This is a genomic window from Stenotrophomonas sp. (assembly GCF_032061965.1).
Classification (GTDB): domain Bacteria; phylum Pseudomonadota; class Gammaproteobacteria; order Xanthomonadales; family Xanthomonadaceae; genus Stenotrophomonas.
This window is the reverse complement of sequence record NZ_DAMBEF010000014.1, coordinates 11,214-23,116: the sequence shown is the minus strand read 5'-3', so window position 1 is coordinate 23,116 and position 11,903 is coordinate 11,214. Positions and strand designations below refer to the sequence as shown.

13 protein-coding genes are annotated in these 11,903 nt (G+C 60.3%); all 13 read right to left on the bottom strand.

Features of this window, described 5'->3' with window-relative positions:
* Positions 1-51: 51 nt before the first annotated feature.
* A complete protein-coding gene (locus RT460_RS09295) occupies positions 52-591 on the bottom strand; it encodes an NYN domain-containing protein (protein WP_313318582.1) in 540 nt (179 codons plus the stop codon).
* Positions 592-881: 290 nt separating this feature from the next.
* Entirely contained in the window at positions 882-1,910 is a 1,029-nt protein-coding gene (locus tag RT460_RS09290; RefSeq protein ID WP_313318581.1) for a zincin-like metallopeptidase domain-containing protein, read from the bottom strand.
* Positions 1,911-1,981: 71 nt separating this feature from the next.
* On the bottom strand, positions 1,982-2,227 hold the full coding sequence (locus RT460_RS09285) for a hypothetical protein (RefSeq protein WP_313318580.1): 246 nt from the start codon (positions 2,225-2,227) through the stop codon (positions 1,982-1,984).
* Positions 2,228-2,303: 76 nt separating this feature from the next.
* Positions 2,304-4,181 (bottom strand): DUF5906 domain-containing protein, encoded by a 1,878-nt coding sequence (locus tag RT460_RS09280; protein ID WP_313318578.1) that lies wholly within the window; start codon positions 4,179-4,181, stop codon positions 2,304-2,306.
* Between the two features lie 56 nt (positions 4,182-4,237).
* A complete protein-coding gene (locus RT460_RS09275) occupies positions 4,238-4,399 on the bottom strand; it encodes a hypothetical protein (protein ID WP_313318577.1) in 162 nt (53 codons plus the stop codon).
* A 613-nt stretch (positions 4,400-5,012) separates the two neighbouring features.
* A complete protein-coding gene (locus RT460_RS09270; RefSeq protein ID WP_136191691.1) occupies positions 5,013-5,675 on the bottom strand; it encodes an N-6 DNA methylase in 663 nt (220 codons plus the stop codon).
* Positions 5,668-6,453 carry a hypothetical protein gene (locus tag RT460_RS09265; RefSeq protein WP_313318576.1) on the bottom strand — a complete coding sequence of 262 codons (786 nt, stop codon included), beginning with the start codon at positions 6,451-6,453 and terminating at the stop codon, positions 5,668-5,670. The genes RT460_RS09270 and RT460_RS09265 overlap by 8 nt, the downstream gene beginning before the upstream one ends.
* Positions 6,446-7,138: a DNA N-6-adenine-methyltransferase gene (locus RT460_RS09260; protein WP_313318575.1), complete on the bottom strand. Its 693-nt coding sequence runs from the start codon at positions 7,136-7,138 to the stop codon at positions 6,446-6,448. The genes RT460_RS09265 and RT460_RS09260 overlap by 8 nt, the downstream gene beginning before the upstream one ends.
* A 108-nt stretch (positions 7,139-7,246) precedes the next feature.
* Positions 7,247-7,774 carry a hypothetical protein gene (locus RT460_RS09255; RefSeq protein ID WP_042613082.1) on the bottom strand — a complete coding sequence of 176 codons (528 nt, stop codon included), beginning with the start codon at positions 7,772-7,774 and terminating at the stop codon, positions 7,247-7,249.
* Between the two features lie 106 nt (positions 7,775-7,880).
* A complete protein-coding gene (locus RT460_RS09250) occupies positions 7,881-8,129 on the bottom strand; it encodes a hypothetical protein (RefSeq protein WP_313318574.1) in 249 nt (82 codons plus the stop codon).
* A gap of 208 nt (positions 8,130-8,337) precedes the next feature.
* Positions 8,338-9,261, bottom strand: coding sequence for a hypothetical protein (locus RT460_RS09245; RefSeq protein ID WP_042613081.1), 924 nt, complete (start codon positions 9,259-9,261; stop codon positions 8,338-8,340).
* 37 nt (positions 9,262-9,298) lie between these two features.
* On the bottom strand, positions 9,299-10,063 hold the full coding sequence (locus tag RT460_RS09240) for a nucleotide-binding protein (RefSeq protein ID WP_313318572.1): 765 nt from the start codon (positions 10,061-10,063) through the stop codon (positions 9,299-9,301).
* A complete protein-coding gene (locus RT460_RS09235) occupies positions 10,050-11,903 on the bottom strand; it encodes an integrase (protein WP_313318571.1) in 1,854 nt (617 codons plus the stop codon). The genes RT460_RS09240 and RT460_RS09235 overlap by 14 nt, the downstream gene beginning before the upstream one ends.

The window sequence follows — 11,903 nt, the reverse complement described above, 5'->3', positions numbered from 1 at the left end:
AGACTTGCGCAAGGGCAACAAAGCGCAGAGAGCCGCTTTCGCCGCCCATAACTACGCCACAGCCTTGAAGTGCTTCTTTTTCGGGCGCTGTAGCCGGATCAGATCTTTTAAGTTGGACTGCAAGCTAACAAGATTGCATCCTGACCTTCGGATCGAGTCCGCTAGACCACGTTCCCAGAACGCAACCGAGACCGAGATCCCTCGCCCCTTCAACCGGTTGATCGCGGGCAAATAGTCCCCGTCTCCGGCGACGATGATGACCTCGTCGCCCGCCTCGTAGCTGGTGAAGCTGTCTGAAATCAAGTCGGCGACAAGCGCCGTATCGACGCCTTTCTCTTTGTCTTGCAGGCGCTTCACGAAGGTTGGAACAAAGCCCGCCTTTGAAGTCTCAACGACCAACGCGTGCCTTTCGGCAGCGCTTCCAAATGATCCGTAGATTCGCGCCGCCTTGGGCTGCTCGCCGAACGACAGCATTTCTTGGAGGGCTTTGTAGTTGCACACCGCGACACCCAACTGCCAGTGCGGAGACCCCAGGAGCTCGCGCGCGGTGGCCCGCAGGTTGCTGTCGTCAACGTAAATAAGACTTGCCATGCTCCCTCCAAATGCTTTGTTACTTCATGCATAGCAAAGCATTCGAGTTCCGCAAGACCGGAAATGATGAGGGCGGCCTAAGCCGCCCTTTCGCCGTTTCCTCTTTGATGCAAGCGTAAGAAACTCAAAAAACAACATGGCGCTTAGTTAACCGACCTTCGAAATCACTAACTAAGCATTCTTTTCACCCCGGCCAGGATTCGTCCTGACTCTTCCTTTGTAGCAAAGAACCTCAAGCCGTCAAGGGTGATCCGTGTGAGCACCCCATGCCCCACAGCTTGAAAAAGATTTCAAGCCACGTCGCGCTCGCGCTCCTTCTTTCGCACACGCGCCCTATCCTTCCCCGAGCTCTCGGTCACCGGCGTTGAAGCGGGCTTTTCAGCTTCCTGCTCCTTGATTACGGGCAGCATGGGGTATTCGTATTCCTGGATCCCTAAGAATCCGACCACCTTTTCAGCCTGCGCTGCCGCGCGGAAGAGCGCCTTGCTGTCGTCCTGCAGAAGGTTCTCCCAGTGCTGGAGGTAGGCAACGTGGTTCTCGAAATGGGCTGGGCCTGGGGAAACCCCGAGTCGATCTTGGATCAGGACAGAGCTCAACTCAGCGATCAACTCCTCTCGCGCGTAGCTCTCACTCCCGAACTTACCCGTCAGATCCCGAGCCAAGCGCTCCTGACTGCCGGTCCAGTGCGAGAGCTCGTGCAACAGTGTCGCGGTATAGGCCTGCGGATTTTCAAAGGCCGACTGCTTTGGAAGGTGGATACTGTCTGTCAGGGGCATGTAGAACGCGCGATTGCCACCATCGTGGTGCAACTTGGGCTTATGGCCCTGCAACAGCTCACGGACCCGAAGGTTGCGAATGCTTTCCGGCATGACCAAGGTTGGCGCAGGCGGCAGGCCGTCGATTTGTGCCGCGTTGAAGACGAAGCCAGGCCTAGCGATGGGCCGGTTGAACTTCTGCTCATCTTCCAAATCCTCGCCATCCTGTGATTGGGGATTGTTTCCCCTCACTTTGGAGAAATCCCAATAAACGATGGTAGTTGAACGCTCGCCTTTGCGGACCTGGCCGCCCACCGAAAGCGCTTGCTTGTAAGTCATCCAGCGCGAATCATCAAAACCCCTATTGAGCCTCTCGGCCAGCAGCGAGATCGTGTTCATGCCGCGGTAGCTGCGCCCCGTGGTCGGATTCCAGGCGCCGGTCAAAAGCCCGGGTCTTGCGTTGGGATCGTTCCACTCCTTTCGCCAGATCAGCTGGCCGTGTTCCCGCGAGTAGTCGCTGATTTGCTGGGTGCGTTCTTCGGTGTGCTTGGTGTAGTTGAACATGCGGGGTTGCCTCAAATCTTTTTCAAACGCCTGCGCCTCTTAAGCAGGTGCTTGTGGGTGGATGGGATTGGTTAAAACTCGAAATGCAGGTCTACCGATTTGCGCCCGTCCAGAAGTCGGCGGACCAAGTCAACGATGTCGTTCTCGCTGCGCAGGCCTTCGTCCCCATCGTTGCCGGGCTTGACGTGAAGGCCGAACGCGGACTGGACCAGCAGGTATTGCGGATCGAACTCGGGGCCTTCTTGCCCGAGGTCGGCGGCGGTGATGCCCCCTTCGTGAAAAGCATCGTCGGGAATGTTGGGGGTGGGCGATGGCATGGGAGGGGTTCCTTTTCTGATGGATACCCCTTTGCAATACCTCACCTGCGGCGGATGTAAAGCCCCGAACCTGCGGTTAGCCGCCCGCCCTTCTCTTCTCGATCTCTGCCTTGCGCTGGGCGCGCTGTTCCGACTCCCTGCGATCTTGCGCCCTCCATGCAGCGGCGCTCTTCGCTTGACGCTCCCGTTCAGCGCGACGCTCGGCCTGGACTTGCTCGTAGGGCGTATTGGTGAAGCCAAAGACGTCTCGGATGGCATCGGGCATGTCGGCGAAGTCCTGCTCGTCTTGCCGTTCGGCGGCGACGGCCAGTGCTTCGTTCTGGGCGTCGTTGGCCGCCTTGGCCTGCTCAGATTCGGATTGGCGGGCTTCTGGGGTCAGGGCCTCCAGCCGCTTGAGCTCCTGCTCTTGTGCGCGCTCGGCGTCGGTCTGCTCGCCCTTCCAGCAGCAGAGGTAGCAGTCCAACTGCTCGCCCTCCACGCGCCGATTCGACGGACGCCCACGCAGGTGCCCGGCGGTCTTCAGGCCACGGGTGAACTGGCGCTGCGAGAGGATTTCCTCCGGTTCAAAGCCCTTCTTCTCGCACCAGGCCACATAGCGGGCATGGATGGCCTTGACGCTTTGCCACTGCTCACTGCCAGCGGCGGCACCGAACTGCACGCGGTCGGCATGGGCCCAAGCGGCGATGGAATCGGCGTTGTGGATGACGGCCTGCTTGTAAGCACGCGCGGCCTCCGGGAGCTCGTGGTCGGCCATGAAGCGACCGCGGGCCACGACTCGGCGGGCGCGTTCGAGCATCCAATCGAGGAACAGCTGCCCTTCTTCCTCCAGCAACTTACGACTGAAGTCCTCCACGCGGTCTTTTTCCGGAATGACGTTGGCCCACTCCACAATGGAAAGGCGTCGGGCGACGCCACCGGACTTGTCACGGTAGAACGGCGCGGAGTTGCTGCTGATGATCCACTTGGCCTTGGAGTGGTAGTTCAGAACGGAGAGGTGTTTTCGGTTGATGCCGATCCCATTGCCACTCACCAGCGTTTTGAACGTGCCTTCCTTCCACTTCTCGCACTCCACCTCATCCACCAGGATCAGCTGGCTGCCGAGGATGCCTTCGAGCGCAAACGTGTCCCCCAGGGTGGCCAGGTCCAAGCGAGCCACTTTGTTGTGGATGCCTTCCACGCATTCGGCCAGCGTCGATTTGCCGCTGCCGGCGGCCCCGTGCCACCACGCCGCGATCTGATAAGAACCAGGCAACAAGGTCATGCCGCATTGTTCCTGCACCAGTGCACGCACGCCTTCGTCCGGCAACGCATGGGCCAGGAACTTGCCCAGCAGGCTATCTGCTGGCACGGAGCTGGGGATGTAGCGCTGGCCGGGCGTGGCGCCCGTGGCGATGTTCAGGGCGTGGGTCATGCCATAGCGCGGCTGGGGCTCCAGCGCTTGAATGCCATCTGCCATGATTTCCAGGTAAGCGTCAGCGCACGGGACCACCGCCCGCTTGGGTTCCAGTTGCGGCAACGCGCTTTGCTGGCCTAGGCGGGTGCGGGCGTAGGCCCAGCAACTGGAAGCGAGCTTGTCGCTGGCCTTTGCGGGGATATTGGCATCGAGCCAGTCGGACGCCAGGCCGTCGCCGAGACCGCGGTGAACCAGCGCCCAGTGATTTGCACTCCAACGGTAGACCAACGTCGATTGCGTCGCGGATTCATCGCGGACGCTGGCCCAGAGGTGCCCGTCGAGCCCCAGCTGGAGGTGGCGAGCGAACAGGAAGTCCAGGCTTTCCGGGCGCAGCTCGCCTTTGTTGAGCTTGGTTTGCTTGTGGCGATCCAAGGCGCGTTGTTCAACCTTGAGATTGCTGGCGTAATCCCGACGGTTTTTCTCCCAGTGCTTTTCGATGAGAAAAGCAACCTCTGGGGGGTTGACGACCGACGGATCTTGGGCGAGATTGTTTGTAGACATTGTTGTTGGCTCCAACGACTCCCCGCCCTGCCAGGCGGGGTTTCGCGTTTGTGGGGTTAGGCGACGTGCGGCAACGCGTTGTCCAGGATTCGGCGCAGCTTCTCGCTGGGCGAGATCCCCGATCGCTTGGCTTCGGCTTTCAGCCGCTCAATCAACGCCCGTTCCATCCGAGCATTGAAAGGATCCTTACGAGGGGTTTGGTATTGCTGCGTCGTCATGGGTGCTCCGTGTTGCATCCGTAATACATTCAAGAAAGCAGGTTTCTCGAAACCGTCAACCCCCTTCCAGACAAATATTTTTTAGCTGCTGGTTAACTTTCCTGCTGGTTTTCTTTTTTTTCTTAAACCAGCAGACAAACCAGCAACTAAAAACACTCCAAGTTATTGTTTAATTTCGTTTTTGTTCAAAAAATAAGCTAACTGCTGGTTTGCTGATTAAAAAAACAGTTTTACGCTACGCGCCAACGTCTCATTTAGTCGGGATATTTTCACTCACCCTTAACAAATCGTAGTTGCAGAGAAAAAGTGAAAAAATTAACCAGCAAACCAGCAGGGGCCTTCAAAGCCTTACGTGGCAAGGGTTTTGCTGCTGGTTTGTCTGCTGGTTAACGGTTTTGGCGTTAACCAGCAGGAGCGTTAACCAGCAGTCTTTCCTAACAAACCGATACGGTTGGATTATTTTTCGTATGGAATGGCTTTCAGGAAAGCGGGGTAACAAGCACTTGTTACCCGGTTTCTGCGGGTTGAAGAGCAAAAGCAAAAGCGGCTTGGAGCAAGAGCCGGCGGCTGCTCGCCGCCGAGTCTTGAAGAGGGAAAGGCGGGCCTCCGGCCTCTACTCGTAGAGGTGGAAGTGGGACCAAAACCCGGGGCGCCTGGGACCGGTCAGTTCGTTCCCCACCGTGACTTTGACCGCCCCAAGCGGCAGGAAATGAAACGTTTGATTCGCGTGGATCTGCAAAGCCGTCATCGCTGCGCACAACGGATCGATGTCACCCGCCAGCACCAGGATTTTTTCGCTTGGAAGGTGTTTCAGTTGACTCCTGATCGCGGCAAGGGCAAGCGAACCCGCGCCGCAACAGCTGTCGTAGACCTTGGCTCCGCTCCCACCAGGCCGATGCCTGGTGGCAAGGGCTTGAACCAGATCGAGAAGATCGCCGGGAGTGAAAGACTGACCCAGCCCTTCTCCACCCTTCCTGGCCAGCAGCTCGGCATGGACCCGTCCCAGGACATCGTCAAACGGCCTGCTTGCGAAGACCGCTTTGATGTAAGCGTTGATGGCTGCCACCACTTCAGGCGCTTCTTCGACATTTTTTTTCAAGGGTCCAAAAGCAAGGACTTTGGTGTCGAGGTGACCCTTGGTGTCTGCGTGGATATGTGCCATTGACATCAGTGCGTGCTGAACGAACGTTTCGAATGCAACCCGCGGATTCCACGGCTTGCCAGGAGTGGAAGGAATGGCGCGGATGGCCTTCACAAGCGCAGTGACCTCATTCATTGTTGGCCGCCCCCATGTCAGAGCCCGTCACCCGGTTGGCCTTCTCGAGCCGGATCTCCTCATCCATGGCGATGAACCGATCTCGCGTGAGAGACCAAAACACCACCCGCGTTTCCAGGTATTGAGTGATGATGTCTTTGCACTCGACCACCACGCGCCCGATGGGCATCCGCCAGATCAACTGGTTTGACAGCAACTGAAGTGCGGTCATCGCAGCACACAACGGATCGCGGTCGTTCGCTTTCACGGTAAGCCCCCGAAGGGCCTTCGAATCCTTCCCGGCCAGTTCGTGAAGCTTCACAAGCAACAGCGTGCCGGCTCCGCAGGTGGGGTCACCCATGGACCACTTGTCTTTTTGAGGAGTTGGAGCAAAGGCAGTCAGCGCCCTCGCAAAGTCCCAAGGGGTGAAATATTGAGCGTCGTTTTTATTCCCATTCCCCACGAACTCTCCAAAGAGCTGCCCCAGGATGCATTCGAACGGCTCGAAGGTTTCCACTGCGCCCCCATAGGCCTGGCCCGCCTCGAGGCACCAATCCTCGGTCCCATCCACATCGGTCCCAAGCAGCGTCAAGTCGCACCAGGGAGCCAAAGGCCCACCTCGCCCGACGGCCAACTCCGCCTGCTTGAGCACGAGAACCTTCAGCGCAAGCGCGGTGAACTTGCGCATCTTTTCCCTGGGCGATTCCCCGGGGATGGCTTGGATAGCCTTCAACAACCGCTGGTAAGCATTGTTGCGGCGGGAGGTCGGCTTGGCTTTCTTCGGAGTGCGCTTATTCATCGTTAGCCGCCCCCACGTCAGCGCCCGCCACCCGGCTCACGTGGGCCATGTCGAGGTAGGTTCCGCGAATCAGGCCAGACTCCACTCCCCGCTTGAGCCTGCGCGCGGCTGCAGCACCGTAGCCGATGAACACCGATCCCGCCGGGCAACTCGTGCCCAGGGTCCCATCCGGGCGGCAGAAAGACAGGCGTCCCTTGGTGAACACCACCGAGGAAACGTTGGGGTGGTTCAACACCGAATCCTGCATCCAGCCGGTTTCCATCCGAGCCAGCACCAGGGAAATCCCGTTGCCGTGCTCTGCAGCCTTTTCCATCCAGCGATGCTGCGAGGTCGGGCTGTTCTTGTGGCCGCCGTAAGGCGGGTTCATCCACACAAACGCCGTCTTGGGCCAAGGGCTCTTAAGCCCGTCATCGATGGGCTTGAGCATTTTTTTGGCGGTCCGCCAAGGCATCCCCTGCTCGGGGGTGCACGGATCCAGGTCAAAGGGCCCCAAGCCCGTGTGGCCCTTTGCGGGATCGCCGTGGATCAGCTTCGGCGGCGTCAGCCAAGTTTCGGTGGTAATGCCTTCAGGCGCCCGGTCGTAGCCCACGTTCTTGGCGAGGGCGACCGCAAGCTTGGCCGGCTTGATCGTGACGCGCCTCTTCGGGGTTGGGGTGGTATTGAGGTGGTAAGTAACAGCGTTCATGGGATTCTCCGAGGTTTTTAGGCAAAGCTCCGCCAGCACGGCTGACAAGCCGCGTTTCGCGAAAGGGTTTGAGGGATTGGGCCTTAGATGACTGCCAGGCCCGGGCAGTTACAAGTCACCATCAATGAGCTGGGCAATCGCTTCCAGCTTGTCCTCGTCCACCTCCAGCTCCTGCTCATAGAAATACGCCTCGTAGAAGTCCGCCGCTCCCAGGTACCAGGGCACGGCGTTGAGCTGCGCCTCATCCAGAGCGAGAAACACCGCGAGGGCTTTAGCTTGCGTCTCCCCAGCCATCGGGTAGCGCTTGGTCGCCAACGCATCCCCGGTCAGCTCAATACGACCCTCTGGGTGAACGCTGCGCGGTTCGTCTTCAAGCGAGGGGAAATCCAGAAGGGCGGCACGCTCTTGGGAAAAGACGGCGCCCAGCACCTCCTCCGCGATGCCGTTGTCCACCGAGCACCCGATGTCGCGCTCGATACGATTCACGTCGTAAGTGATCGTCAGAGCATCGGCGGCCTCCTTGGCATTGATGCGCTTCATTTCCCTTTCAGCGCCTTTAGCGGTCCGGGCACGGACCGGCAGAAATGCGGTGATATCCAGCGCAGCGGTGATGTGAAAAGTGAAGATCTGGGTCATGTGGATTCCTTGGTTTGGGCAGAGCTCCGCCAGCACGGCTTGTCAGCCGCGTTTCGCGAAAGGTGGGGAGGGGTTGGGCCAGTCCCGGCCCGGGTTACTGCAGGGGTTAGCTGTTGGCGGCGTCGGACACGTCGAGGAAGCTCTGCAACGTGGCGATCTGCAGGGTGAGCACCTGGCCCGGATGCAGGCCGCCCGTGTCGCCGTTCTGGACGATGGCCGCCGTGCTGCGGTCGCTGGCGAGCTGGGCCAGGGCCTGGGGCAACGCGTCGGCCAGGGCGTCAGCAAGGGCCTCCGGGGTCAGGGTGGAGAAGTGGGCCGAGAGCGAGGGGTCGAGCGAGAGGATGAGCGGCTGCATTTCTGTGTTCCCGATTGGTGTGGCGCCAGCCTACGGATCCAGAAACCGACATTGTCCCGATAAGGGGTGCTCACCCCTTTGGCGTCAGGACACGAAAAAGCCCCGGGGGTGAGCCGGGGCTTGGGATGGTCTTCTGGGCTGCGGCGGAAGCCGCTGCATCCTGCTTTTTCCTCCAAGACCGAGCCGGCGGGCAGCCGGCGAGTCCTGCTCAAAAGCGGAAAGGTGTCCTTGTTGTTGGGACAGCAGGGGGAAGGGAGATGTCCAGCAGTTCGGCACGGACCTCCGAATGGAGCTCTTGCACGTCGCGCTCCTCGTCCTTCCACATGTCCAGCAGGGCAGCCAACGCCAACGCCCCGGGTGAGCCCTCTTCGTCCGACCCTGCATCACGAATGTCTTCCTTGACCCGCTCCAGATGCTGGGCCAGCTCGTCCTGTGCGCTTTCGAGCAACCCCTGGTAGCGCTCCACGTATTCGCTCTTGAGCGCTTCGTCAGTCCACTGCATCCTGAAGGCTTCAGGCAACGTCGATGCAACGGGTGTGAGCATCGCCAGGCCGCGCTCGTCGTGCTGGATCGCGCCACGTCCTCCCCGCAAGATTTCTGTGATTTTCGCCCGCTCCGCATCGCTCAAGTGAGAGAGATCGAGCGAGGTCACCTTGCCTTCGATGAGGCCGAACTCGATCCGGGCGTTCTTTACAACTCGGAAGGCCGCCGCGGGAGAACTAGGCGTTGTCTTTCCCAGCAAGTCCTCATCGTTCCGGGACTCTCGCCAGCGCCGAACCTTAGCCGCGTCGGTCATCCCCTCTGCCCACTCCAGCAACCGACACAACCGGATGGAGACGTGCTTGCCCTCGCCCACGATGAGGGAACCGGTTTTGCTGTCCATCGTAGCGAGTGCGCGAAACACCTTCTGATTGAGTCCCAAAAGGCCAGCAGCTTCGGCAGAAGACCACGGCGCGGTGAACTGCACGTTCTTTTCCGTCTTTTCAGCAGCGGCTTCTTTGTCGAAGTCGTCCTTCAGGCGTTTCCAGGAAACCCCCTTCCCCGCCAAGAACTCCGGGTGCTTCTGGCCCCAGGTTTTCTTGTAGCGCTTCAGGAGCTCTTTTTCAGCGTCTTTTATCGAGTCGAGGGACATCGGGGATACCGCAAGGGGATGGCTCGATGGTAGCCGGTCAGAACCGGAACGGCTTGCGCGGGATCTCTGCTGCCGTGGCCGGTGGCAGCCTGTCCTCCAGCCCTCGAGCTCGATCCTGGTTGCGTGCGTGGTCCCGGGCGCCCTGGAAGGCTGCTAGCGCCTCCTTCATGGCGTCATCGAAGGGATCGCGCGCCGCCACGCTGGTCCAAGGCTCCAGCAAGGCGTTGGGCAGGGTAGCGTCCCAGATCTCGCCTTCGGCCAGGGCTCGATCCAATGTGTCCTCGTCCACCGTGAGAACGTGCCCGGCGATAAGACCATCCACGACGGCCCAGGCGTGGGAGGTTGCCCAGCCCTCGTGGGACGTCACCAACGCGGTGTAGCGCCCAGCATTCTTCCGCAGCTTCTCCAACGCTACCTTCGCCTCGTGGATCTGCCGCTCCAGTTCCAGTTCCCGCTGCTGTTGGCTTAACCGCTCCAGCTCCGAACTCAACCGGCGCTCCTTCGCCGTCCTGCCCTGCTGTCCGTCCTTCCACGCCAACAGCTCGTCGTAGTCGTATTTCACCCGCTGATTGGGGCCGTTAGCGGCACTGCCCGAGGCCTTTTGAAAGCGGGGGCCCATGGGCGGAATGCGGCGTCGCCACTCGCCCAGCGTGTCGGCGTGGATGCCCAGGAACCATGCTGCAGCCTTCGCCGACACCATTCCTCCGCCCGCGTTCTTCGCGCGGACCAACTCCCCGCTCCACGACGCCTCGGCTTTGGCAAGAAACGCTTCTTCCGTGCGGACGGGTTCAATGCTCGTCATCGAGAGCCACCTTTTGATTTCGTGCAGCGAAGATCGTAGCCGGAGGGTCGTTGGCTTCGTCAAGTCGCGGCTTGTCCGTGCCTTTCCAGCGGTTCCAGACCCGGGGACTGCTAGCCATCATGTGCTCTTCCACCTCGCCAAACGCCCGACGCAGCTCGGACCATTCCTGCTCGGTATAAATCTCGTCCGTTGACGCGGTTTCCCGGTCTTTGGCCCGGTGATGCAGCATCTGGGATACCACCCGGCTCTTGCCCAACAGCCTCCCCGCGTAGCGCCCCAGCGTGCGGCGCAGGTCGTGCGGGGTCAGGCCGATGTCCACCTCCTTGCGCAAATCGACCAGCCCGGCGTCACGGCGCACGTTGGCGATGATGGATTTGCTGTCCGAGTAGTGCCCGGTCTTGCTGCGCCCGGATCGGGCCGGAAACACGTATCGGGTGCGGTCCAAGGCGTGCTCGGCGTTGGCCACTTCTTCGGTCAGGGCCGCAATGACCGCTTTGCTCCCTCCCCGCTTGATGGCCGCTGCCAGCGCCGCCTTTGCGCCTTCCAACTCCTGCCTGGGACGGGCATCGTCCATGCGCTCGTTGAACCGGCGCTGGAGAATCCGTTCGGCAAAGTAAGTGACAGGCAGAAATCTCTCTTCCCAGTTCTTCGTTTCGAACAGGTAGACCTGACTGCCTTCGCGCTTTGTGGTCGGATTGATTTGACCGGGGGAGGAAAGGCAAACCCAGGACACCTGCGCCTGAGACAGCTCGCCCGGCGTGCACCGGTCATACCAACGCAACGGAGCAGCCTCGCTGCGGCGGGTGCCCCATAGCAACGTCAACAGCAGGTAGTCCGCCCCTGCCGCGTTCCGCCCACCTTGCTCGTCGCGGCGCGCGGCAATGGCTTTAAGCACTTTGGGCAACGTCTCGTCGCCCAAGGGGTTGCGAACCTCGGCTCGGCTGTAATGGCTGCGCAACTCGTGCGCCTCTCTAAGCATATCCTCGGTATGGATGACCTCCAGCGGGTTGTAGAAGTGCCGTTGAGGCCTGCCCAACTCGTGATCCCGCGCCCTCTCCTGCTTGATCACGAACTCCACGGCCCTCCGCGCGTCGGAAAACGTATGTTCGGTCGAGGACAGCCCGGCAGCCCGCACCAACTGGATGTGTTTTCCAGTGATGCCCAACGCCTCCAGCTCGGCCACCGACAGCTTGGACCAATCCGCGACCCCGCCCAGCTTTTGCCTCATTTGTTTGGGAATGCGATTGGAAAGCCTCATTGAGCTGATCCGGCACGCGTCAAAGGCGGCCCTGACCACCTCCGCCTTGATGTCATTCAACGCCCGATCTGCCAGCTCAACGCCAGGCCTGGAAAGGCGGGACACGCTGTCGTGCACCGCGTCCACACTGACTTGCTTGACCTTTTTTTTCCTTACTCGGGAATCCAGATGGCCGATGTAACGCGCCAGGCACTCCCGCAACGTCAAATCGCCGTAATCAACCGTCGATTCCTCTTCCAAGGCGTCCAGCAGTTGCTGCCGTTTGACGTGGACAGGGTTCTTCCCTGTTTCCTTGAGCAACGCCAGATGATGCCGGCAGGCCTCCCTGGCCTCGTCCAGCCCCATGTCAGACACGTTGCCCAAGCTGAAGCGAATCGGCGTTCCGGTCGGCCCTCGTTTCTGGCCCACATAAGTGGTCATGGTCTTGCCAACCCGGAAGCCAAACCCGGTGGGCGCCCCGGGCCCTCCGTCGAGCACCACGTAGGGCGCGCCTTCCGATCGAGCGACCATTCGAACCTTCCCTTGCGCATCCAAGGCCGGCCCCTTGGTGATCGACAACCCCAGCACTTGGGCGTAGGTCAA